General features: G+C 56.2%; 19 protein-coding genes and 1 tRNA gene. 15 read left to right on the top strand and 5 right to left on the bottom strand.

The window, feature by feature from the left end:
• Positions 1–41: 41 nt before the first annotated feature.
• The 4 genes from IMCC20628_RS19645 to ugpC are packed head-to-tail and all read left to right on the top strand — an operon-like array spanning position 42 to position 4152.
• Positions 42–1322 (top strand): extracellular solute-binding protein, encoded by a 1281-nt coding sequence (locus IMCC20628_RS19645; protein WP_047031601.1) that lies wholly within the window; start codon positions 42–44, stop codon positions 1320–1322.
• A gap of 16 nt (positions 1323–1338) precedes the next feature.
• On the top strand, positions 1339–2214 hold the full coding sequence (locus IMCC20628_RS19640) for a sugar ABC transporter permease (RefSeq protein WP_047031600.1): 876 nt from the start codon (positions 1339–1341) through the stop codon (positions 2212–2214).
• On the top strand, positions 2211–3038 hold the full coding sequence (locus tag IMCC20628_RS19635) for a carbohydrate ABC transporter permease (protein WP_052766562.1): 828 nt from the start codon (positions 2211–2213) through the stop codon (positions 3036–3038). The genes IMCC20628_RS19640 and IMCC20628_RS19635 overlap by 4 nt, the downstream gene beginning before the upstream one ends.
• Before the next feature lie 28 nt (positions 3039–3066).
• Complete coding sequence (gene ugpC, locus IMCC20628_RS19630; protein ID WP_047031599.1) at positions 3067–4152, top strand: sn-glycerol-3-phosphate ABC transporter ATP-binding protein UgpC; 1086 nt, start codon at positions 3067–3069, stop codon at positions 4150–4152.
• A gap of 106 nt (positions 4153–4258) precedes the next feature.
• On the opposite strand, the gene IMCC20628_RS19625 is transcribed toward ugpC, so the two are convergent.
• The gene (locus tag IMCC20628_RS19625) at positions 4259–4690 is read right to left on the bottom strand and encodes a hypothetical protein (RefSeq protein ID WP_047031598.1); all 432 of its coding nucleotides are present in this window, start codon (positions 4688–4690) and stop codon (positions 4259–4261) included.
• Positions 4691–4711: 21 nt separating this feature from the next.
• Here IMCC20628_RS19625 and IMCC20628_RS19615 point away from each other — a divergent pair.
• Both IMCC20628_RS19615 and IMCC20628_RS19605 read left to right on the top strand, forming a co-directional pair.
• Positions 4712–6087 (top strand): IS3 family transposase gene (locus IMCC20628_RS19615; RefSeq protein ID WP_156174589.1). Its coding sequence is split into 2 segments (ribosomal slippage): positions 4712–5048 and positions 5048–6087, totalling 1377 coding nucleotides; the frame shifts between segments, so codons are not numbered across the junction.
• Between the two features lie 44 nt (positions 6088–6131).
• A protein-coding gene (locus tag IMCC20628_RS19605) for an IS3 family transposase (RefSeq protein ID WP_156174385.1) occupies positions 6132–7483 on the top strand; the annotation gives its coding sequence in 2 pieces (ribosomal slippage) (positions 6132–6468 and positions 6468–7483; 1353 coding nt in all).
• 56 nt (positions 7484–7539) lie between these two features.
• On the opposite strand, the gene IMCC20628_RS19600 is transcribed toward IMCC20628_RS19605, so the two are convergent.
• From IMCC20628_RS19600 to IMCC20628_RS19590, 3 genes are all read right to left on the bottom strand, one after another.
• Positions 7540–8313: a glycosyltransferase gene (locus IMCC20628_RS19600; protein WP_156174588.1), complete on the bottom strand. Its 774-nt coding sequence runs from the start codon at positions 8311–8313 to the stop codon at positions 7540–7542.
• 332 nt (positions 8314–8645) lie between these two features.
• Positions 8646–9845, bottom strand: a complete 1200-nt coding sequence (locus IMCC20628_RS24820; protein ID WP_082128243.1) for a sugar transferase — start codon at positions 9843–9845, stop codon at positions 8646–8648.
• 86 nt (positions 9846–9931) lie between these two features.
• On the bottom strand, positions 9932–11206 hold the full coding sequence (locus IMCC20628_RS19590) for an O-antigen ligase family protein (protein ID WP_047031596.1): 1275 nt from the start codon (positions 11204–11206) through the stop codon (positions 9932–9934).
• A gap of 354 nt (positions 11207–11560) precedes the next feature.
• Here IMCC20628_RS19590 and lepA point away from each other — a divergent pair, with 354 nt between their 5' ends.
• A complete protein-coding gene (gene lepA, locus IMCC20628_RS19585) occupies positions 11561–13369 on the top strand; it encodes a translation elongation factor 4 (protein WP_047032796.1) in 1809 nt (602 codons plus the stop codon).
• Positions 13370–13406: 37 nt separating this feature from the next.
• Here the strand turns inward: lepA and IMCC20628_RS19580 are convergent, their stop codons facing one another.
• Positions 13407–14327, bottom strand: a complete 921-nt coding sequence (locus tag IMCC20628_RS19580) for a DMT family transporter (protein ID WP_047032795.1) — start codon at positions 14325–14327, stop codon at positions 13407–13409.
• A gap of 287 nt (positions 14328–14614) precedes the next feature.
• Here IMCC20628_RS19580 and IMCC20628_RS19575 point away from each other — a divergent pair.
• The 8 genes from IMCC20628_RS19575 (at position 14615) to IMCC20628_RS19545 (ending at position 23367) form a co-directional block, all read left to right on the top strand.
• A tRNA-Leu gene (locus IMCC20628_RS19575) sits at positions 14615–14701 on the top strand.
• Between the two features lie 185 nt (positions 14702–14886).
• On the top strand, positions 14887–16077 hold the full coding sequence (locus IMCC20628_RS19570; RefSeq protein ID WP_047031595.1) for an integrase arm-type DNA-binding domain-containing protein: 1191 nt from the start codon (positions 14887–14889) through the stop codon (positions 16075–16077).
• A gap of 24 nt (positions 16078–16101) precedes the next feature.
• Positions 16102–17010 (top strand): hypothetical protein, encoded by a 909-nt coding sequence (locus tag IMCC20628_RS19565; RefSeq protein WP_047031594.1) that lies wholly within the window; start codon positions 16102–16104, stop codon positions 17008–17010.
• A gap of 96 nt (positions 17011–17106) precedes the next feature.
• Positions 17107–17313, top strand: coding sequence for an AlpA family phage regulatory protein (locus IMCC20628_RS24815; protein WP_082128242.1), 207 nt, complete (start codon positions 17107–17109; stop codon positions 17311–17313).
• On the top strand, positions 17314–17796 hold the full coding sequence (locus IMCC20628_RS19560) for a helix-turn-helix domain-containing protein (RefSeq protein ID WP_052766561.1): 483 nt from the start codon (positions 17314–17316) through the stop codon (positions 17794–17796).
• Between the two features lie 89 nt (positions 17797–17885).
• A complete protein-coding gene (locus IMCC20628_RS19555; RefSeq protein ID WP_245307827.1) occupies positions 17886–18902 on the top strand; it encodes a site-specific integrase in 1017 nt (338 codons plus the stop codon).
• Positions 18903–18956: 54 nt separating this feature from the next.
• Complete coding sequence (locus IMCC20628_RS19550; RefSeq protein ID WP_047031592.1) at positions 18957–22424, top strand: DNA methyltransferase; 3468 nt, start codon at positions 18957–18959, stop codon at positions 22422–22424.
• Between the two features lie 46 nt (positions 22425–22470).
• Positions 22471–23367 (top strand): restriction endonuclease, encoded by an 897-nt coding sequence (locus IMCC20628_RS19545; protein WP_052766632.1) that lies wholly within the window; start codon positions 22471–22473, stop codon positions 23365–23367.
• The last annotated feature ends 143 nt before the right edge of the window (positions 23368–23510 follow it).

Here is a 23510-nt window from a genome sequence, read left to right as displayed (position 1 = left end):
GGGAACAGGGCAGGTTTGCCCGCAAACGGGAGTTTGACGACATGAGAAAATCACTGACGACACTGCTTACAAGCGCAGCGCTGCTGCTGCCGGTTTCCGCTTGGGCGGCACCGGTCGAAATCACCCTGTGGCACATGGAACAGCCGCCGCACCGGGTGGAACGCATTCAGAAATTGATGGACGCCTTCAACGAGGCCAACCCGGACATTGTTGTGAGCCAGGAGCCGCAGAACTGGGGCGAAATCTATGCCAAGGCACCAGCCGCTCTGTCAGCAGGCGCCGGCCCGGACATGCTCTTTGCCATTCCGGATTTTGCGCCAATCCTCAAGAATATCGGCGCACTGACCTCGGTTTCGGACTTTGTCACCGAGCTCGACAAGGAACATGATTTTCTGGATAGCGCGCTTGAGTCCTACACTTATGACGGCGGCGTCTGGGCGGTTCCCTTGTACAACATGTCGATGAATCTCTGGTATCGCAAAAGCGTTTTTGCGGAAGCCGGCTTGGACGTGCCAACCACATGGGCTGACTGGAAGGCTGCCGCCGAAAAGCTTTCTTCGGATTCGACCTACGGCATTGGATTGCCGGCCAACAAGCAGCTTTACACAGACCAGACCGTGTATTCGGTCATGGCCAATGGCGGGGCGACGGAAATCTACGACGAAAACGGCAAGCTGCGGTTTGACAATCCGCAAACCATTGCGGCTTACGAGTACTATGCCGAGTTGCAGAAGTTGTCGCCGCCCGACAACACTTCATGGACCTGGGGTGAGGCGGAATCCTGCTTTGCCTCGAAAAGCTGCGGCATGATCCTGCAGTTTTCCGTGATCTCGTCCTATGATACTCAGGCCGAAGGTGACGCTGATGATCTCGGCGTTGCGGCCATCCCGCATGCCGAAGGCGAAAGCCAGCACAACACCATCGCCTATCCCAACGCGGTGATGATGCTGTCGACGGATGAAGCAAAGCGCAAGGCTTCGGAAAAATTCGTCAGCTATCTGCTGGAGCCGGAGAATTACGGTCAGTTCCTCAATATGGAGCCTGGCCTGTTCATGCCGGTCACCGCGGACGGTGCCAAGGCGGAAAGCTTCTGGAATGACGAAACCGTGCAGAAGTACCGCGGGCAGATCGAAACCGTGATCGAGAATTCGGGCAACGGCAAGCTGTTCGGCTTCACCAGTGGTCGCGTCTTCCCGGCGATTGCAGCGATCTCGGCGCAGAATATTCTTGCCGAAACGCTTCAGGCCGTTGTGGTCGGTGGAAAGACCGCTGCCGAGGCAGTGTCTGACGGCCAGGCCCGCATGACCGAAGCTTCCGAGTAACGAGAGACAGATCCGGATGCGACAATCACGATTTTATGCCTTTGTCTTTGTCGCACCGGCATTGCTGTTGCTGGTGGCCATCCTCGGATGGCCACTGCTTTCGGCCGTTCTGCTGAGTTTGCAGGATGTCCGTACCGTTGGTTCCGAGGGAAGCTGGGTGGGGCTCGCGAACTATCGCAAGGTTCTTTCCAATGCCGCCTTCTGGAACGCGTCCTGGCTGAGCATTGTCTGGGTTGTGGCCAATGCGGCATTGCAGACAGTGCTGGCACTGGCGGCCGCTCTTGTTTTGAACCAGAACTTTCCGGGCGTCCGCATCGCCCGAACCTGGATCATCCTGACCTGGATCGTCCCGACCGTGGTGGTGGTGATGATCTGGCGATGGTTGTTCAGCACCTCCGGCGGCATGATCAATCCATTGCTGATCCAAATAGGCATCATCGACCGGCCGATCGGCTTTTTTTCGTCAAAATGGTCGGCCATGGCGACGCTGGTGTTCATCAATTCCTGGCGCTGGTTTCCGTTCATCGCGCTGATGATGCTGGCGGGACTGACACGCATTCCCTCCGATCTTTACGAAGCCGCGCGAATTGACGGCGCCGGCGCGGTCAAGCGTTTTACGCGCATCACCTGGCCCTTGCTGGCGCCAACGCTTGGCGTTCTGGTGATCGTCGGCACACTGTTGTCCTTCAACGTCTTCGACATTATCTGGCTGCTGACCAGCGGCGGTCCGGCCGGCGGCACGCGGACCTTGCCTATTCTGATCTACGAGACTGCGTTCAAGGGCTACCGCCTCAGCGAGGCAGCGACGGTGGCTGTTCTGGCTTCGGTTCTGCTGATGGCCTTTGCCTTCTTTGCCACGCGCTCCCTGGCCCGGCAGGGAGATGAACGATGAGGCGCGGCATCGGCTGGAACATCGTGCTTGGCGGCGTTGTGCTGTTCTTTGTGACGATCATAACCCTGCCATTCTGGTGGGTGATGTCGGGCTCGTTCAAGCTGCCGCAGGAGATCATCGCACGGGTGCCGACGATGATTCCGCAGTCCTTTACGCTGCAGCATTATGTCAAGCTGCTGTCGAGTTCTGACTACCCCACCTATATGGTCAACAGCCTGGTGGTCGCCTCGCTTTCCACCCTGATCACGCTGGTGCTCTCTGTTCCTGCTGCCTATGCCTTCTTTCGCCTGAGGTTTCCCGGGCGAGAAGCGCTCTACCGGATGATCCTGCTCGCCTATGCGTTTCCGAGCATTGTTGTCCTTATTCCGCTGTTCGGGATGTTTGCCAAGCTCGGACTGATTGACACCCGGGCGGCGCTGGTGGTGGTGAATGTCAGCTTTGCCTTGCCTTTTGCCATCTGGATGCTGCGCTCGTTCTTTGGCTCGGTGCCGATGGAGATCGAGGAAGCGGCTGTGATGGATGGTGCGCCACCGCTGGTAATCCTCAGGCGAGTGATGATTCCGCTGATCGCACCCGGCATCGCAAGTGTCGGCATCTTCGCCTTCATCATGTCCTGGACTGAATATGTGTTTGCGTCAGTGCTGATTCTGTCGGACGCCAAGCGCCCCGTTCCTGTCGGATTTTCCGGCATTATCGGACAATATCAAATCGATTGGGGCTTGCTGCTGGCAGGCGCCAGCCTCGCAACCCTCCCTGTTATTCTGCTTTTCGCTCTGATCGGTCGCTGGTTCGTCTCCGGCCTGACTGAGGGCGCGGTGAAGTAAAGCGACCAGACAGCGACCGGAGCCACACATGGCCAATATCCAACTTTCCGCCCTGCAGAAGAAATTCGGACCAGTCGAGGTGATCCGTTCGATTGATCTGAAGATCGAGAGCGGTGAATTCATCGTGTTCGTCGGCCCGTCGGGGTGTGGCAAGTCGACTCTGTTGCGGATGATTGCAGGTCTGGAGGAAGTCACCTCAGGCACCGTTTCCATAGACGGCATTGAGGTGACGCGTGCGGAGCCCAGCAAGCGCGGGATTGCAATGGTGTTCCAGACTTATGCGCTCTATCCGCACATGAGTGTCGAGGAAAACATGGCGTTCGGTCTTGAGATGGCGGGAATGCCGAAACAGCAGCGCCTTGAAACCGTCCGCAAGGCTGCCGAAATGCTTCAACTGGTGCCTTATCTCGAACGCAAGCCGAAGGCGCTTTCGGGCGGCCAGCGCCAGCGCGTGGCGATCGGCCGGGCAATCGTGCGTGATCCGAAGATCTTCCTGTTTGATGAACCGCTGTCAAATCTTGACGCCGAACTGCGGGTACAGATGCGGCTCGAGATTGCCAAGCTTCATAGCGAGTTGGGGGCGACGATGATTTACGTGACCCACGACCAGGTCGAGGCGATGACGCTGGCAAAGCGTATTGTGGTGCTGCGCGACGGCCGCATCGAGCAATTTGGAACACCGGATGAGCTATATTCCGATCCCGACAACATGTTCGTCGCGGGCTTTATCGGATCGCCGAAGATAAATCTGGTGCCGGCTCGTGTCACAGGTCGGACGGAGCAGGGGGCGGTCAGTCTGGATGTGCCGCAACTGGGATTGTCGGGGCTTGAAGTCATGCCGCGGGACGCGGGTGCGGAGCTTCCTCAAGATGTCATTCTGGGCATTCGCCCGGAACACTTCAGCGCCGAGCCGGGCGGGCACGAGGTGAGGCTGGAATGCAGCATAATCGAACGGCTTGGTGGCGTGTCCTATGTCTACACAGATCCCGGCCGTGACCATGCCGTGACCATGGAGTTGCGCGGCGCGACAAGTGTCAAGGCGGGCGACATCGTGTCGGCATCGATCGATCCAGGGAATTGCTTTTTGTTTACTCCGGACGGCACGCGCCTGTAAGGGCTGCACTGAAACACTTCGCGGTTGAGGTCCGGGCTGACCTGGATCGAGCGTTCGTTCAACGCCGCACGGCAAATTTTTCCCGTCACTTCAAGCGGCCCGGAACTCAGACGTAGAAAAACCCGTCATCGAAGCCGAGGAACTCGATGCCCGTCAGCGTGTCGGTGCCATCGCCGCTGCCAGGGCCAATCCACTCGACCGTGGTGACACCGCCTGCTGTGGTGGAGATGTTGTACTGGTCCTGATTGCCGCTGAAGAAGGCGTAGTCGTTGGTGTCGCTGCCACCGTCGATGCGATCATTGCCGCGACCGCCGGTCAGCAGATCGCGTCCGAGGCCTCCCTGGATGATGTCATCGCCGGAGCCGCCATTGATCCGGTCGGCCCCGGAACGTCCGACGATGGTGTTGTTGCCGGCCGTGCCCGTGATGTCGTCATTGTCAGACGTGGCAAAGATGTTCTCGATCCCGGTGAAAGTGTCTGACGTCAGCGCCCGTGGGACAGATTTGAGGATTTGAACAACGGAGGATTTCTGGTTCATCTTACCGATTGGGAGATCGAGATGAGACAGAAGCCTGAAACATCGAAGAACGCAGCTGACAAGCTGGTCAAGAACATCCGCCGCAAGACCCGCCAGACCTATTCAGCGGAGGAAAAAATCCGTATCGTTTTGGCGGGTTTGCGTGGAGAGGAAAGCATCTCGGTGCTGTGCCGCCGCGAAGGTATCGCCGAAAGCCTGTATTACAGCTGGTCGAAGGAGTTCCTGGAAGCAGGCAAGCGCCGGCTCTCGGGTGACACAGCACGGCAAGCGACGTCGCCGGAAGTAAAGGACCTTCGCTCTGAAGCCTTGGCGTTGAAGGAATGCGTCGCCGATCTGACCCTGGAGAACCGCCTGCTCAAAAAAAGCATGACAGGTGCTGGGGAGGACGAGGCATGAGATACCCTGCGACCGAGAAGCTTGAGATCATTCGCACGGTCGAAGGATCGCACCTGCCAACCAAGCAGACCCTCGATATGCTGGGCATACCGCGCACCACTTTTTACAGATGGTATGATCTTTACCTCGACGGTGGGGTTGTTGCCTTGGATGATCGGTCTCCACGGCCGAAGTCGGTCTGGAACCGTATCCCCCAAGACCGGCGTGATGACCTGATTGAGTTCGCGCTGGAACACGAGGCGCTGACGACCCGGGAGCTGGCAGTCAAATACACTGATGAGAAGCGGTATTTTGTCTCTGAATCATCGGCTTATCGTATCCTGAAGGAAGCCGATTTAATCACCGCACCGGCCTATGTGGTGATCAAGGCAGCCAATGAGTTCAAAGACAAAACTATCGCCATCAATGAGATGTGGCAGACCGACTTCACCTACTTCAAGATCATCGGGTGGGGCTGGTATTACCTCAGCACGATCCTGGACGATTACAGCCGCTACATCATCGCCTGGAAGCTTTGCACAAACATGCGGGCCGAGGACGTGACAGACACCATTGAACTGGCGCTTCAGGCATCGGGCTGCGACCAGGCCGTCGTGCGCCACAAACCGCGCCTGCTCAGCGATAACGGGTCATGTTACATCTCTGGCGATTTGGCTGAATGGCTGGAGGACAAGAAGATGGATCACGTTCGTGGAGCCCCGTTCCACCCGCAAACCCAGGGAAAGATCGAGCGATGGCATCAGACGATGAAGAACCGGGTCCTGCTGGAAAATTACTATCTGCCAGGCGATCTTGAACGCCAGATCGAGGCCTTCGTCGACTACTATAACAACAGGCGCTACCACGAGAGCTTGAAGAACGTCACACCCGCCGACGTCTACTTTGGGCGCGACAAAGCCATCTTGAGAGAAAGGAAAGAGATCAAGAAGCTGACAATCCGCCAACGTCGCTTGCACCATCTGTCTGACGTCAGCGCCCGTGGGACAGATTTGAGGATTTGAACAACGGAGGATTTCTGGTTCATCTTACCGATTGGGAGATCGAGATGAGACAGAAGCCTGAAACATCGAAGAACGCAGCTGACAAGCTGGTCAAGAACATCCGCCGCAAGACCCGCCAGACCTATTCAGCGGAGGAAAAAATCCGTATCGTTTTGGCGGGTTTGCGTGGAGAGGAAAGCATCTCGGTGCTGTGCCGCCGCGAAGGTATCGCCGAAAGCCTGTATTACAGCTGGTCGAAGGAGTTCCTGGAAGCAGGCAAGCGCCGGCTCTCGGGTGACACAGCACGGCAAGCGACGTCGCCGGAAGTAAAGGACCTTCGCTCTGAAGCCTTGGCGTTGAAGGAATGCGTCGCCGATCTGACCCTGGAGAACCGCCTGCTCAAAAAAAGCATGACAGGTGCTGGGGAGGACGAGGCATGAGATACCCTGCGACCGAGAAGCTTGAGATCATTCGCACGGTCGAAGGATCGCACCTGCCAACCAAGCAGACCCTCGATATGCTGGGCATACCGCGCACCACTTTTTACAGATGGTATGATCTTTACCTCGACGGTGGGGTTGTTGCCTTGGATGATCGGTCTCCACGGCCGAAGTCGGTCTGGAACCGTATCCCCCAAGACCGGCGTGATGACCTGATTGAGTTCGCGCTGGAACACGAGGCGCTGACGACCCGGGAGCTGGCAGTCAAATACACTGATGAGAAGCGGTATTTTGTCTCTGAATCATCGGCTTATCGTATCCTGAAGGAAGCCGATTTAATCACCGCACCGGCCTATGTGGTGATCAAGGCAGCCAATGAGTTCAAAGACAAAACTATCGCCATCAATGAGATGTGGCAGACCGACTTCACCTACTTCAAGATCATCGGGTGGGGCTGGTATTACCTCAGCACGATCCTGGACGATTACAGCCGCTACATCATCGCCTGGAAGCTTTGCACAAACATGCGGGCCGAGGACGTGACAGACACCATTGAACTGGCGCTTCAGGCATCGGGCTGCGACCAGGCCGTCGTGCGCCACAAACCGCGCCTGCTCAGCGATAACGGGTCATGTTACATCTCTGGCGATTTGGCTGAATGGCTGGAGGACAAGAAGATGGATCACGTTCGTGGAGCCCCGTTCCACCCGCAAACCCAGGGAAAGATCGAGCGATGGCATCAGACGATGAAGAACCGGGTCCTGCTGGAAAATTACTATCTGCCAGGCGATCTTGAACGCCAGATCGAGGCCTTCGTCGACTACTATAACAACAGGCGCTACCACGAGAGCTTGAAGAACGTCACACCCGCCGACGTCTACTTTGGGCGCGACAAAGCCATCTTGAGAGAAAGGAAAGAGATCAAGAAGCTGACAATCCGCCAACGTCGCTTGCACCATCAAAAACAAGCGGCATAATCAGTCACACAAACGAACCAGAGCCTCCAATACTCAAGCCGCTCTGATGTCCCATTTTATCTGACGACGGACACAAGCCCGCGTCCCTGCTGCAGTCCACCTTGATACAGCACGATTGGAAGCCGCTCATCAATTCCGAAATGTTGTCGCAGCCAGGTGTTGTCTTTTGATTTTTGCGGGGAGCGGCGGGGCCGGTTTTGAAGCACGGCGGGTCTTTTGCGCTTGTAGGCGCGCGCCAGGTATTTGGCCCGCATGTCCGTGGTGGTGATGACCGCAACCGCGGCAGGCATCAACAATTTCTCCGTGATGAAGACAGCGCTGCGCAGCTTCTTGTAGCCTTCCCGATCCGTGCTGATCTCATGCGCGTCGTAGATCAGTCTTGCTCCGGATAATCGGGCCGCCAACCAGGCGGTGGGCAACGTGTTTACATCATGAGCGTGCACAGTGTCGGGACGGTACTTCACTATACGGACAAGCAGTTTGAAGTGGACACTCGCAAAATTCAGGAACCGGTAGCTCCAGACGAGCGGACCACCGGGCGCCCCGGCGGATGCCTGCCGATCAGCCGCACCGGATGAACTGTGTGCCTCAGCAGGTTCCGCTCGGGAAAACAGCTTTCTGAGGAACCGCATGGGTGTGCGGTTCACGCGGCAAATGGAGAAGCCGGGTTCGATGGTTTCGTCAGCGGGAGTACGTCCGTCGCTGGCAAAGCAAAAGACGCGGACACTGTGTCCGTGACGAGCCAAGGTCTGTGCTTCCTTGGTAACCCGAGCGTCATGGACCATGGTATTCCACACGATCATCGCTGTTTTGGGCATATTTTTGGTCAATCTACATCAATACTTTACAAGCACTTGGCACAAGATAGGGCAACGCTGGAGGGGGAAAGCTTGCTCTGCGGTAAATATCGGTCGCCTTCCTGCCCGTCAAGTGAGAATGACAGAGCAATCGGCTGATGAAACTGGGGGCCACACGCCGAGCGTGCCGGATCGACAAGCCGGACCTCATTGAAGCTGGATTTAACAATGGCGCGGTGGGTTCGGCGCAATAGGAATTTGGCAGCAGCATTGTGATGCGGTTGGCGGTCTCGCGGCTTTTTGGTTTTGTCGGAAGCCAGTGTCACCCTTGAAGCGGACACTCTGGGTTCCGGCATTGCAGCCATTCATTGTGCGACCTTGTCGCCCCGCCCTTTTCCGGCAATCGTCGACAAACCAATGGCTAAATCCAGACGCAATGACTGCAACGCCAGATATCTGGCGTCCCACTTTGCCAAACGTTCCGGGTCGCTCATGTCGATTCCGTTGATTTGAGCAAGACCGCTGATGCCTGGCTTCACCTCAAGAACGCCAAGCAGACGGCGGGCTTCAATCAACGCTGTCTGTGTCGGAAGACAGGGGCGCGGTCCGATCAGGCTCATCTCGTTGCGCAATATGTTCAGTATCTGTGGTAACTCATCGATTTTTTTCGCCCTGAGATACCGCCCAAAGGACGTGATGGCCCCTGCTGACACTTCATGCGTTCCGGCTTGAGGGGTTCCGAGCTTCATTGTCCGGAATTTGTAGCAAACAAACTGCCGGCCATCCTTTCCAACGCGCTTCTGGGCGAAAATACCGGGACCAGGCGACTGGAGGCGGATAATCACCCAAATCAGCGCTAGTGCCCACCAAAAGAACAATAAAACGCTGAGTGCCGCGGCCAGATCGATGGTTCTTTTTATGGCGGTAAACCATGCGTTGGCCTGCTGATTGTCAGCCAGGATCAGTTCCGTTTCGGGCTCGGGAAATTGCGCGGATAGGATTCGATCTGCAAGCCGAGACACATGGACGGTGGGCTTGAGCGCCGCCAAGGCGGAAAACAGGGCGCGCGCCAGCCAATTGGGCAGGCGGTTGAGTTTCGCCAGTCGTCCGCCCCAACGATCACCGTAGACCACAGGCAGATAGATGGTGCTGACCTTCAAACCTTCCATTGCAGCCAATTGCTTGACCGCCTGTCGCTTGCTTGCCGCGTAAGCTCCATGATTGGTTTCATCAAGTGCATGAGTGGAGGATATGTTGACCAGCCGTTCGATGCCGGCCCGTCTGGCCTTGTTGGCAATTTCAATCAGGAAGGCGACGTTGACGCGCATGAATTCATGCCTGTCCAGCTTCGCGTCCGTGTTGGCGACGGCAAGATGGACCAATAGATCCCAACCCTTGGCGCGCTGCTCAAGATTGTCATAACCGCAGGTTTCAATATCGGGGAACAGTCTTGCCAGTCTCGCCGGGTCACGTCCAACCAGCAACAATTGCACCCCTGGTTTGGCGAGAAGCGGCACCAGGTTTTGCCCCACAAAGCCCGATCCGCCGGTAATCACTATTCTCATATTGTTTCCAGACCAATCATCAGCAGACCATGAACTTGCGCAAAAGGCCAAGTCAAGGAAACTGCCGATGATGGTGAACTATCATTTCAAATTTTGACGGCGGAAGCACTTCCCTTTTCCTCGCGACCGAACACCAGGTAGAGCGAATAACAAACTGCTGCAATGTAGACAGCGTCATGAATGTCGTGGCCGAGCATGAGGCCGGTAAGGCCGGAACACATATAGACGGCCAGAATTCCGCAGAGGGTAAAAAATCCCGCCTGTCCGACGTCATCTCTCTCTGCCCGCCAAGCCATGACAAATGGTACAATGACAACTCCGCAAAGCGCCAGAAGCCCCAAAACGCCGGCGCGCAGCGCCGCATTCAAAAAAGCATTGTGAGCATGGGAGAAAGTGATAGCGACTCCTTCAGCTTCAAGAGTTTTTTTCGCTATTTCCTCGCGTTCGTTTCCAGGGCCGTACCCAAGGAGTGGTTTTTCAAGAAACAGTTCAAGCCCGGCTTTGTAGATTTGAACACGTTTGCCGATAGAGCCTGAGAGATCGCCGGAATAGACATTCTGGATATCGGTCTGTGCCGCGTCGAAGCGAACTCTGATCGATTCGGAATACATGGAAACAAGAGCGACCGAACCAGCGAGAACAAGAGCGACAATCGGCAGTTCCCAGGCCGGTTTCCTAAATGAACGGAAAAAGAACAGGCCTAGCAACGGGATTATGAGCAAAACCGGCCACATGGCGCGCGTACCGGTGGCGATCACCAGATACAGGGAACATGCTGCTGCTGCAAAGTGCATCCAAAAGCCGAAATCGCGCCGCCGAACCGCGGCGCCGACGTTGAAGACATACAGAATGCCGCCGAGCAGTGCGAGTACGCTCGAATTGCCGGTTGCAAGCTCAGGCCGAAACGTGTCGCCAAAACCCAGTATATTGCCAATATCCAGTATGATGAGCAGCGCTCCCAGGAATGAGGCCGCCGCCGCCAGGGTTTCCATTGTCTTGTGCAGTTTTACGCGATCAATAAAGGTGATCGAGTAGATACCCGCGAAACCCAGGAATGGCAGATTCTCCGCAATTTCGTTCAATGCTATCTTGGAGGGGTGGAAGGCCGCGGCAATAAGATCGACCAAAAACAACCCGCAGAACGCATAGAATACAAGATTTACGGGTCGGGGAAGCGCCCACTTCAATCTCCCGGTGGCGAAATGGAGCGTTGCGAACACGCCGGTGGAGATGACGTAGACGGATACGAAACTGCCGAGAAATGCCCCCAGGCAAAGGTTGACACCATAAAAACTCAGATTGATCCAATCATAGTTCCGAAAGTCGGGCTTGAATAAAAAATCTATGATTTTCCTGGTCATCGGAATTTCTTGACCACTGCATAAAACCGGAAAAGGTCCGGTTGACACTGATCTGCATTTTGAGGGTCAGTCACTGCAATCCACTCTCACGTCGGCAACCACGGTCAGCTTTTCGGGAGCAACCAATGTCTGGTTTCGATTGAATCCACTTGGACATCCAGTGGATTATAACGATCACCGGGGAATACCTCAAGCTTCCAGATGGCTGGTGTTCTCAGATGTCGCCATTCGCAAGCCGGGGCTTTCGGGCTCATGCAGGCTGGCGGCAAATCCATGCGCCTTCATGCACATTCGGACAACTGGCTTTTGCTTTCCGCGATTGCGTTTTCCTGCGGTCCTGCTAAATCGCGGGATATGACAAACACGCCTCTCTCCCACATTCGCAATTTTTCCATCGTCGCGCACATCGACCACGGCAAATCAACGCTCGCTGACAGGCTGATCCAGACCTGTGGCGGCCTGGCCGAACGCGAGATGAGCAAGCAGGTTCTCGACTCGATGGATATCGAGAAAGAGCGGGGCATCACCATCAAGGCGCAGACGGTGCGGCTGCACTACACCGCCAACGACGGCGAGTTGTATGTGCTCAACCTGATCGACACGCCCGGCCATGTCGATTTCGCCTATGAAGTGTCGCGCTCGCTGCGCGCCTGCGAAGGCTCGCTGCTGGTGGTTGATGCGTCCCAGGGCGTCGAGGCGCAGACGCTGGCCAATGTCTATGCAGCACTCGATGCCGACCACGAGATCGTGCCGGTGCTCAACAAGATCGATCTGCCGGCGGCCGAGCCGGAGCGGATCAAGGAACAGATCGAAGAAGTCATCGGTCTTGATGCTTCCGATGCGGTGATGATCTCCGCCAAGTCCGGCATCGGCATACCCGACGTGCTCGAGGCCATCGTCAAGCGCCTGCCTCCACCAAAGGGCGGCACGGTCAAGGATCCGCTGAAAGCGATGCTGGTTGACAGCTGGTATGACACCTATCTCGGCGTCGTCGTGCTGGTGCGGGTCATCGATGGTGAAATGAAAAAGGGTCAACAGATCCGGCTGATGGGTACCGACGCCCGCTACACGGTGGAGCGGATCGGCGTGATCACCCCCAAGCTGGTGGCCATGGACTCGCTCGGACCCGGTGAGATCGGATTCATCACCGCCTCGATCAAGGAAGTGGCCGACACCCGTGTCGGTGATACCATCACCGAGGACAAGCGGCCGACGGCGAAAGCACTGCCCGGATTCAAACCGGCGCAGCCGGTGGTGTTCTGTGGCCTGTTCCCGGTCGATGCGGCAGATTTTGAAGAACTGCGCGCCGCCATGGGCAAGCTCAGGCTCAACGACGCGTCATTCTCGTTCGAAATGGAAACCTCGGCCGCACTCGGTTTTGGTTTCCGCTGCGGCTTCCTCGGACTGCTGCATCTGGAAATCATCCAGGAGCGTCTGGAGCGCGAGTTCAATCTCGACCTCATCGCCACGGCACCGTCGGTGGTCTACCGGCTCAACATGACAAATGGCGATGTTATCGAGCTGCACAACCCGGCCGACATGCCTGACGTGGTCAAGATCAAGAGCATCGAGGAGCCGTGGATCAAGGCGACGATCCTGACGCCGGACGAATATCTCGGCGCGATCCTGAAACTGTGCCAGGACCGCCGCGGCATCCAGACCGACCTCAGCTATGTGGGCAAGCGGGCGATGGTGACCTATCAGTTGCCGCTCAACGAAGTGGTGTTCGACTTCTACGACCGGCTGAAATCCATCTCCAAGGGCTATGCCAGCTTCGACTACCAGATCACCGGCCATGAGGAAGGCGATCTGGTAAGGATGTCGATCCTGGTCAATGACGAGCCTGTGGATGCGCTGTCGATGCTGGTGCACCGCTCGGCGGCCGAAAAACGCGGTCGGGTGATGTGCGAGAAGCTCAAGGACCTGATTCCGCGGCACATGTTCAAGATTCCGATCCAGGCCGCCATTGGCGGCAAGGTGGTGGCGCGCGAGACGATCTCGGCGATGCGCAAGGACGTGACCGCCAAATGCTATGGCGGCGACGCCACCCGTAAGCGCAAGCTGCTGGACAAGCAGAAGGCCGGCAAGAAGCGCATGCGCCAATTCGGCAAGGTCGATATTCCGCAGGAAGCCTTCATCGAAGCGCTGAAGATCGGCGACTGACAAGCCAAGCGCCGGCTCATGCCGACGCTGCACCGGTTCAGTTGGGTAGCGGCAGCGCTGTGCGGCGGCTCAGGCGCCATTGCCAGAGGATGTGGCCGATCAGCGCCAGAAACACCACGCCGCCGCCCATCAGCGTTCTGGGCGCCGGCACTTCGGCGTGAATCAGCCAGACCCAGATCGGCCCGAGCACGGGCTCCATGGTCGAGATCAGCGCAGCCAGTGCCGATGGTATCAGCCGCGCGCCGGTGACGAACATGGCCATCCCGAAGCCCAGCGTGAAGGCGCCAAACAATACCAGCAGCCCAAGATCGGTGACGCTGACCCGCATGCCCGAGGACAGCAGCCATGCCACCGCACCGCTGGCCATGATACCGAGACATGCGGCAGGTGTCATCCGCACGCCTGAATAACGCCGGGTGATCACGGTGGCTGCGGCAAACACCACCGCGATCAGCAGCGCCAGTCCGTCGCCAATGAAGGATACGCTGGCGGCGAAGGAATCGGACACCATCACGCCGATGCCGGCAATCACCGCCAGGATCGCAGCCCAGGTGACCAGATCCACCGCTTCACGCAGGAACACCACCCCGAGCAGGGCGGCGATCAGCGGCACCCCCGCCTGCATCAGCAAGATGTTGGCAACGCTTGTGTAGCCGAGCGCCACCACGAAAGAGGTCGTTGCTGCGGCCACGCACAGGGCGACGCCCAATCCCGGAAATCCCATGGTCCGGAACAGGCGGAGCGTGCCCGCAAGGCCGTCACGCCAAAGCATGAATGCAACCAGAAACACGACCGCGAAAAAGGCCCGCCAGGCAATGATCGTCCATGGATCGCTGACGTCGAGCCCGCGGGCGATGGCACCGCCAAAACTCCAGACCAGCGCCGCGCCAAACACCAGCAGCATGCCGCGCTTCGTATCCCCGGCTGCAGAGACAGCCGGCGGGAGTGGAGCGGACATCGGATTTGCATCTGCGATTGCGGATTCGGATTGCATGACGAATCCATATTCCTCGGATCTGGCTTTGAGAAGCGGGGGGACGCGACATTTGCAGACGCAATCAGGCCGCACGGCCAAAGTACTCCGCTTAGATGCGCCGCCCCCGGTCTGGCGCCCGGCCTCGGCCACCGATGATCCGCAAAAATATTATCGGCTTGCCGGTAATTTCCCGCAAAGACCGGATAATTTCGGTGGCGATGCATTCAAGCGTTGACACGGCCGCGCAGACCCCCTAAATCCGCGCCAATGCCCAGATGGCGGAATTGGTAGACGCGCTACGTTCAGGTCGTAGTTCTCGCAAGGGAGTGGAGGTTCGAGTCCTCTTCTGGGCACCAATTTCAAGTTTCAGACTGTCCGATGTAGTCCAGAAACACACTCAAAAGCCCGCGAAAGCGGGCTTTTTTGTTGGTTTTACGGTCTATGGCGTCCGATAGTGGTTGCTGGCATCCAGATCATTTGTTGGTATTTTCGTTGGTATCTGGCACAGTACCAACACATTTGCAGCTGTGGATACCAACACATGGCACTAACAGACAGGCAGATCCTGAGCCTGAAAGCCGCCGAGAAGCCACGCAAGATCAGCGATGGCGGCGGCCTGCACCTCTATATCTCACCAAGCGGCGGCAAGTTGTGGCGGTTGTCATACCGCTATGATGGCAAGCAGAAGCTTCTATCTTTCGGTTCCTATCCTGCAGTTGGGCTGACCGATGCGCGCGCCAAACGCGAAGCGGCTAAGAAGCTGCTGGCGAGTGACGTTGATCCTGCGCATTGGCAGAAGCTGGAAAGGCAATCGAAGGCCGCTTCCAACGCGAACACGTTTGAAGGGCTTGCGAACGAATTCCTCGCCAAGAATGAACGCGAAGGCAAATCAACCGCGACCATGTCCAAGAAGCGTTGGCTCGTCAGCTTGGCCCTGCCGGATCTTGGACACAGGCCGATCTCGGACATCACGGCCTCAGAGGTCCTGGTTCCTTTGCGAAAGGTTGAAGCGCAAGGTAACTATGAAACCGCGAGACGTTTGCGCGCAGTGATTAGCCAAGTCTTCCGTTATGCGATTGCCACGGCAAAGGCAAAAAACGATCCAACATTCGGACTTAAGGGCGCTTTGACTGCACCAAAAGTTACCCACCGCGCCGCATTCACGGACTGGGAGGGTTTCGCGAAACTGATCCGAACTCTCTGGTCCTATTCCGGCAGCATCGAAACCCGCATCGCGCTGAAGCTCATGGCGCTGCTTTACTCCCGCCCCGGCGAACTTCGCCAAGCGGAATGGCAGGAGTTCGATCTGGATAAGGGCGTCTGGACCATCCCAGCGAAACGCACAAAGATGCGACGCGCTCACCAGAAGCCCTTGTCTGGCATAGCCATCGAAGCACTTCGCAAACTTCAGCAGCACACGGGCAATAGACGGCTGGCCTTCCCTTCAACGCAATCTGCCGAAAGGCCGCTAAGCGAAAACACCATGAATTTGGCGCTAAGGCGTATGGGCTTTGGCAAGGATCAAGCCACCTCGCACGGCTTCCGCGCCAGCGCTTCAACTTTGCTGAATGAAAGTGGTCTATGGCCCGCCGATGCCATTGAAGCGGAGCTAGGACATGTCAGCGGTGATGAAGTGCGCCGGGCTTATCACCGCGCGCTCTATTGGGATGATAGGGTTAAAATGGCAGAATGGTGGGCTGGGGAAATCCATGCTTTGATTGGCGACAAATAGAAATCGATATGTTTTGATTTGCCAATGACAGATCCGCATCGACGCGAGCTAATTTATGAGATTTTTGGGGAAGCCTACCCTGCATATTGTATCGGGCTTTACAGCAAACAGAAAGAAGGGACCTTTTTTGTTCAGCCTCGACTGGGCGAATCTCCCAAGGGAGAAGCGGAAGAGGCCCTCGCATTTTATGAGAATTTGGACACGCTTTCAGACGAAGAGCTGGAGTTAATCCTTGTTAAAAGGCGGGAGGCGGAACAGCTCGCAGCTGAAGCCGCGCTTTCCTTCAACCAGCCTGAGGCGTTAGCTACCGCTGAAACATATTCCTATTGGTGCAAAGCGCGCTACTGGAGCATGAGCGAAGCCACCGCCCTGTTGATTGGCCGAGACCCTAAACACATCTCCGGAGAGAAGGTGAGGAAGACTCGGATAGCATCCAAGATTGGCGCGCATTATTTGCAATCTTACCAACTTGTATCGCGTGGCTTTCAACATATTTGGAAAACGCGAATTATTGCGCCTAGCGAATACGTCCATTGGGCGCTGAACATTGGAATGGCAATCCCTCAAGACCTTCTGGACGCTCTTGCCGTACGAGGGTTCCAGATAGACGAATGGACGCAAGAGCAGGCGGCACTGAAGGCGACGATTGCAGAGCTGCGCGAGCAAGTACAACGATTGGAGCAGGAGGCCGCCGAAAAAAGCACAGACCTTTCACCTAAGTCGTTGAGCGTTCGTGAACGTGAAAGCCTTCTGAAGCTCGTCATTGGTATGGCAATGGACGGTTACGGCTTTGATCCCAAGGCAAGCCGAAGCCCAACGGCGCGCGAACTATCCGACCACCTTCTTCGACTGGACCTTCAGCTAAGCGACGACACGATTCGCGCTTACCTGCAGGAAGCCAAAGACCTGCTGCCTGGCGAATTGCCCGAATAGCCGAAACCGAATTCGGTTTGGCCTTAACCGAGTTCGGCCTATGCCGTTGTTGGCCGACCTAGAACCGCTCCATCTGCAAATGGATGGAGTGACACCGTGCCGAACCACACTGAACTGCCAACTACCGGCTTTGTCCGATTACCTGCAATCATCGCCCCGAACGGACCTATTCCAGTCAGCAAATCTACATGGTGGGCTGGCATCAAGGACGGACGATTTCCCAAGCCGGTAAAGCTTGGACCGCGCATTACCGCTTGGCGGGTTGAAGACATCCGGACCCTGATTGAAACCGGAGGCCGATAGATGGCCCGGCGTCGTCCGAACAGGCGGGCGATCAAGCTGCACTACAGCTACACCTCGGAAGAGGCGGCGATGATGCTTGGTGTCTCCAAAGGCTCTGTCCGGCGATGGCTTAAGGACGGCTTGCCTCATCTTACTGACCAACGCCCCTATCTGATCCTTGGCGACGACCTGCGCGAATTTTTGAGTAAGCGCACAAAGCCGAAGCAACGATGCGAGCTTCACCAGTGCTTCTGCTTTCGCTGTCAGGAGCCAAAGGCAGCGGCAGGTGGAATGGTCGACTACATCCCCCGAACAGCTCTCAGTGGCCAGATCAGCGCCATCTGTGAGGATTGCGGGACGATCATGCATAAAGCCTTCAGCGCTACGAAACTCCCCCTCCTGGAGCGGCAAGCGGACGTTTCATTTCCCCAAGGTCAGCCATGCCTAAGCGATACGGGCAAACCCCGTGGAAATGATCACTTTAACAAGGAGCTTCAGGCATGAAAAAACACCACCCGAAAAACGAGCGGATCAAGCGCCGCTATTTCGATTATCTCAAGGAGGCAAAGCGCATGGATGTAAGCAGCGTTGATATGGCAGCGGCGGCGATTGCCAGCTTTGAACATTGGTCAAACTATCGCGATTTTGCGAAATTCCACGTCGAACATGCCAAGGGTTATAAGAGCCATCTTTCAAAAGCGGCGAATGCTAAAACCGGCAAGCCGCTCTCCAAGGCGACGATCCATTCCCGGCTTATAGCGCTCAAGGCCTTTGTGCTTTGGCTCGCTGGTCAGGCTGGCTACAAATCGCGGATATCCTATGCCGATGCGGATTATTTCAATCCATCGGCCAATGACAGCCGCATCGCCACGGCTCGCCGGGAAAAGAAGGTTCCGACGATTGAACAGATAAAACTGGTTCTCTCAAAAATGCCGACCGGCAGCGACATCGAAAAACGCGACCGGGCAATCATTGCCTTCACTTTGCTGACCGGTGCGCGGGATAATGCAATCGCTTCCTTTAGTCTGAAGCATATCGATCTGGCAGACAGGCAGGTGTTTCAGGATGCCCGAGACGTGCGGACGAAAAACCGCAAGACATTCACCACGTTCTTTTTCCGCGTCGGTGACGATGTCGAGGAAATCGTGCGCGACTGGGTGGAACATCTGAAGGGACCGCTTTTGTTTGGTCCGGATGATCCGCTGTTTCCGGCAACGAAGGTCGGGCTTACCAACCGTGGGCTTTTTGGAGCTCTTGGGCTCTCTCGCAGCCATTGGAAAAACGCGACGGCGATCAGGCGGATCTTCAAGTCAGCATTTGAGGCCGCTGGCTTGCCTTATGCAAATCCTCACAGCTTCCGGGATACGCTTGCTCAACTGGGTGAAGTCCAATGTCAGACACCCGAAGCATTCAAGGCTTGGAGCCAGAACCTGGGCCATGAACAGGTGCTTACAACCTTCACCAGCTATGGGGCCGTTGCGACAAAGCGGCAGGGAGAACTTTTGTCGGCAATTGGCGATAGCACCGGAGTCGAAGTGCCATCCGGCCCTGAGCCAGATCCCGAAACAATCGCAAAGGTAGTGACATTCTTGCAAAATCGCGCGACATAGTTCCCCTATACGAACCATGGTTCGCCAAATTATTCATAGGGCAGTTTGTTGGTGATGTCCGATTCCGTTGAAGCTTTTATCACTCGCTGGAAACCGTCCAGCGGCAGTGAAATGGCGAACTTCCAAAGCTTTGCAAATGAGTTGACGGACTTGCTGGGTGTGGATCGGCCAAAGCCTGCGACCAGCGATGGCGAAAATAACGATTACCGCTTTGAGCGACCTGTCACTTTTACCCATACCGGACGGAAGAGCCGTGGCCGTATCGATCTCTATAAAACCGGTTGTTTTGTGCTGGAGGCGAAGCAGGGCGGCGACCGGGTCAAGCTTGAAGAGCAGGACCAGCTAGCCCTTCTGACGCAAGACGATGTGCCCAAGGTGCGACTGGGTCATGGCCCGCGTGGTACGGCCAAGTGGGACGACACCATGCTGAAGGCGCGGAATCAGGCCGATGGCTACGCCCGCGCCGTATCCAAGGAAGATGGCTGGCCACCTTTCCTGATGATTGTCGATGTTGGCCATTTGATTGAGCTCTACGCCGATTTTTCATGCGCCGGACAGGGGTACACCCAGTTTCCGGATGGTAACCGTTATCGCATCAAGCTGGAGGATCTACGCAAGGAAGAGACCCGTATCCTTCTGCGCAGCATTTGGACCGAACCCCAATCACTGGACCCCTCTCTGGTCGCGGCAAAAGTCACGCGAGATATTGCCACTCATCTGGCGGAACTTGGCAAGAGCTTCGAAGGTCAGGGGCATGACAGCGAAATTGTTGCCAACTTCCTGATGCGGTGCCTGTTCTCGATGTTCGCTGAAGACGTTGAATTGATCCCGAAAGATAGCTTCACCAACAAGCTGAAGGAACTGCGCGGACATCCAGAACACGCTGCACCAACGCTCAAAGCCTTATGGGAAACAATGAACACCGGTGGCTTTTCCGCCGTCCTGACCACCGACTTGAAAAAATTCAATGGCGGCCTGTTCAAAGATGCTGACGCCCTGCCGCTCAACCGTCTTCAACTCGGCCTTCTGATTGAGGCCGCCGTTGCTGATTGGAAGCTGGTGGAGCCCGCCATTTTCGGCACATTGCTGGAGCGGGCGCTGGATAAGCGCCAACGTCACAAGCTTGGAGCTCACTATACACCGCGTTCCTATGTAGAGCGGCTGGTTACGCCAACAATCATGGAGCCCCTTCGCGCTGATTGGAAAGACGTTCAGACCGCAGTGCAGCGGCTGATGTCTGATGGCAAGGAAGAAGCCGCCCGCGCGGCGGTGCATGATTTCCACCGCAAACTTTGCGGAACGACGGTACTGGACCCAGCCTGCGGCTCGGGCAACTTTCTTTATGTGGCGCTGGAAATGATGAAGCGCCTGGAAGGCGAAGTGACGGCGTTGCTACAAGAGCTGGGCGAGGATCAGTCCTCACTTGGTCTTTCCGGCCACACGGTTGATCCGCACCAGTTTCTTGGAATTGAGTTGAACCCTTGGGCGGCGGCTGTGGCCGAACTTGTGCTGTGGATTGGCTACCTGCAATGGCACTTCCGCACTCATGGTACAGCGGCCCCGAGCGAACCGGTGCTGAAGGATTTCAAAAACATCGTCAATCGGGATGCGGTGCTCGAATGGAGCGAACGCACGCCACGCATGGATGATCAGGGCCAGCCGGTCACCCGCTGGGATGGGGTGACCACAATGCGCCACAACGTGACGGGCGAGGAAGTGCCGGACCCGGAGGCGCGTGTTCAAGTCTATGACTATGCCAAGCCGAACGCTACCAAATGGCCGGAGGCAGAGTTTATCGTTGGCAATCCGCCTTTCATTGGCGCCAGCCGTTTGCGTGAGAGCCTCGGCGAGGGTTATGTCGAGGCGCTCTGGAAAGCCTATCCCAAGATGCCGCAAAGCGCGGATCTGGTCATGTTCTGGTGGGACAAGGCGGCGCTGGCGGCACGGACGTGGTCCGCCAAGACGGGCAAGGGCACCCGCCGATTTGGCCTGATCACCACCAATTCCCTGCGCCAGACGTTTAATCGCCGGGTGCTGGAGCCGCATCTGAATGATCCAAAGAAGCCGCTCTCTCTGCTTTTTGCAATCCCAGACCATCCTTGGGTCGATACGCTTTATGGTGCGGCGGTGCGCATTGCCATGACGGTTGGCGCAACGGGCAACCGTGCTGGACAGCTCCTGACGGTGGCGACCGAAAGCAAAGATCGGGATGATGTAGACGGACGAATTGTGACCTTTGATCACCAAATCGGGAAGGTATTTGCAAACCTTCAGATTGGGGCAAACTTACAAGGATCAGTAAGGCTTAAAGCCAATCTGAAAATAGCGGGCATGGGTGTAAAGCTTCACGGAGCTGGCTTCATAATTTCGCCAGAAAAAGCTGAGGTGTTTTCACGAAACGCCACGGCATTGGCTCTGAACCACATCAGGCCTTTTATAAACGGCAGGGACTTAGTTCAATCTGGCCGGGGGAGCTATGTGATTGATTTCTTCGGACTGACTTCCGACGAAGCTAAACGGGATTTTCCTGAAGCGTATCAACATGTTGTTGATACCGTGAAGCCAGAAAGAGAAGAGAACAAGCGAGAAAGTAGAAAGAAAAATTGGTGGTTATTTGGAGAGACAATCAGCACTTTCCGGCCAGCTTTTGAAGGTCTGAACCGCTACATTGCAACCACAAGAACGGCAAAGCACCGTCTGTTTCAATTTGTCGAAAATGACGTTTTGCATGAAAGCAAAGTTGTGGCGATTGCTAGTGAAGACGGTGATCAGCTCGCAATACTTTCGTCGAGATTTCACAACGTATGGTCGTTAGCGTCCGGCGGCTGGCTGGGTGTAGGTAATGATCCAACTTATAATCATGCGGATTGCTTCTACAAGTTCCCCTTCCCGGACTTAACCAACGCGCAAAGATCAAATCTCCGCCAACTTGGTGAAGATCTCGACGACCACCGCAAGCGCCAGCAGGAGGCGCATCCGAAGCTGACGCTGACGCAGGTTTACAACGTGCTGGAAAAGCTCAAGGATGGCGAGACCATAGAGGGCAAGGACAGAGACATTTATGATCAGGGCCTGATCGGCATCCTGAAGGACATTCACGACCGGGTCGATGCCGCTGTGGCCGAGGCGTATGGATGGCCGTTGGGTCTCCCCGACAAGGACATACTGTTCCGTCTTGTGGACCTCAACAAGGCCCGTGCGGCGGAAGAAACGGCGGGCCATATCCGCTGGCTGCGTCCGAACTACCAGAACAGCGAAGGCAAGCAGGCCGAAGCAAAAGGCAAGCAAAACGAGCTGGATGTCGGCACTGCGGTCAAGGTCGACAAGGAGCCTTGGCCCAAGGCGCTGCCGGAGCAGATTGCAGCCGTGCGCGAAGTTCTGGAAGAGATGGGCGAGGCGACACCGGAACAGGTCGCCCGTCGCTTCCAGCGTGCTCGTACAGCTTCCGTCGAACCGCTTCTCGCCAGCTTGGCGGCTCTCGGACAGGCCCAGTTAATTGAAGATGGTCGCTATGCTGCGTAGGGGAGGAAACTGAATGTCACGCCGGTTTACAATTGAGAAGACGGGAATGCCTGATCTGCCGGGCATGATGTTGGCAACAGTTGAGGCGCTGAAACAAATTGGTGGCTCTGCTTCCATTCAGGAGTTGGAAGAGAAGGTTATCGAGATCGAAGGTCTGTCTGAAGAAGAGCAGTCCTACACTCAGCCCGGCGATGATCCACGTACGCGCGTTGCCTATTTCCTGTCTTGGGCTCGCACTTTTCTGAGGCGTGGTGGGGCATTAGAAAACTCGGCTCGCGGCGTATGGGCCCTGACAGACGATGGCGAAAAGATTTCAACTCTTGAACAAACACAGGCCATCCACAGGCAAGTGAATGAAGAAGAACGCGAACGGGCGAAAGCCAAGCGCAAGGAAAAGCTGGCCAAGGAAACCGTCCGCAAAGCAAAGCGTCTGGATACTCCGGAACAGATCGACCTTGAGTCTGAGGACGGCGACGGCGGTCCTACGGACTGGAAGCTCCTACTGATCGATACGCTGCGTGGTATGGACCCGTCAGCTTTTGAACGCTTGTCCCAGCGGTTGTTGCGTGAAGCCGGTTTCATCAAAGTTGAAGTGCGGGGCAAGACGGGCGATGGCGGCATTGATGGCGTAGGCGTGCTGCGCGTAAATCTTGTCTCGTTTCAAGTCTACTTCCAGTGCAAGCGCTGGAAAGGCAGCGTTGGCTCCAAGGAGATCCGTGATTTTCGCGGAGCACTACAGGGGAGGGCTGACAAGGGTCTCTTTATCACCACCGGAACATTCACAAGCCAAGCATCCGAAGAAGCCACCCGCGACGGCGCTATTGCCATCGACCTGATTGACGGCGACCGCCTCTGCGATCTGCTGAAGCAGTATGATCTCGGCGTGAAAACCCAGATGATTGAGGAAGTGACTATCAACAAGGATTGGTTCGGGAGCATTTAGGTTGCTAGAATTTTCCAATTGTTGGTAGTTTTGTTGGTACTTTTCCTATCTTCATTATTATTATCTATATTTGTTAATATCATAACAGCTGTATGCGATGCCTCTTCTGGCACCATCACTTTCTTAAGTGCTTGGATAGATTG

This window comes from Hoeflea sp. IMCC20628 (genome assembly GCF_001011155.1).
Lineage (GTDB): Bacteria > Pseudomonadota > Alphaproteobacteria > Rhizobiales > Rhizobiaceae > Hoeflea.
Note: the sequence above shows the minus strand (reverse complement) of the source record. Positions and strands in the feature narration are given on the sequence as shown.

Coding starts and splice junctions, on each gene's coding strand:
- IMCC20628_RS19560 (WP_052766561.1), top strand. CDS start 17,314: ATGGCCCGGCGTCGTCCGAACAGGCGGGCGATCAAGCTGCACTACAGC.
- IMCC20628_RS19545 (WP_052766632.1), top strand. CDS start 22,471: ATGCCTGATCTGCCGGGCATGATGTTGGCAACAGTTGAGGCGCTGAAA.
- ugpC (WP_047031599.1), top strand. CDS start 3,067: ATGGCCAATATCCAACTTTCCGCCCTGCAGAAGAAATTCGGACCAGTC.
- IMCC20628_RS19645 (WP_047031601.1), top strand. CDS start 42: ATGAGAAAATCACTGACGACACTGCTTACAAGCGCAGCGCTGCTGCTG.
- IMCC20628_RS19555 (WP_245307827.1), top strand. CDS start 17,886: ATGGCAGCGGCGGCGATTGCCAGCTTTGAACATTGGTCAAACTATCGC.
- IMCC20628_RS19550 (WP_047031592.1), top strand. CDS start 18,957: ATGTCCGATTCCGTTGAAGCTTTTATCACTCGCTGGAAACCGTCCAGC.
- IMCC20628_RS19580 (WP_047032795.1), bottom strand. CDS start 14,327: ATGTCCGCTCCACTCCCGCCGGCTGTCTCTGCAGCCGGGGATACGAAG.
- IMCC20628_RS19570 (WP_047031595.1), top strand. CDS start 14,887: ATGGCACTAACAGACAGGCAGATCCTGAGCCTGAAAGCCGCCGAGAAG.
- IMCC20628_RS19565 (WP_047031594.1), top strand. CDS start 16,102: ATGACAGATCCGCATCGACGCGAGCTAATTTATGAGATTTTTGGGGAA.
- IMCC20628_RS19590 (WP_047031596.1), bottom strand. CDS start 11,206: ATGACCAGGAAAATCATAGATTTTTTATTCAAGCCCGACTTTCGGAAC.
- IMCC20628_RS19640 (WP_047031600.1), top strand. CDS start 1,339: ATGCGACAATCACGATTTTATGCCTTTGTCTTTGTCGCACCGGCATTG.
- lepA (WP_047032796.1), top strand. CDS start 11,561: ATGACAAACACGCCTCTCTCCCACATTCGCAATTTTTCCATCGTCGCG.
- IMCC20628_RS19625 (WP_047031598.1), bottom strand. CDS start 4,690: ATGAACCAGAAATCCTCCGTTGTTCAAATCCTCAAATCTGTCCCACGG.
- IMCC20628_RS19635 (WP_052766562.1), top strand. CDS start 2,211: ATGAGGCGCGGCATCGGCTGGAACATCGTGCTTGGCGGCGTTGTGCTG.
- IMCC20628_RS24820 (WP_082128243.1), bottom strand. CDS start 9,845: ATGAGAATAGTGATTACCGGCGGATCGGGCTTTGTGGGGCAAAACCTG.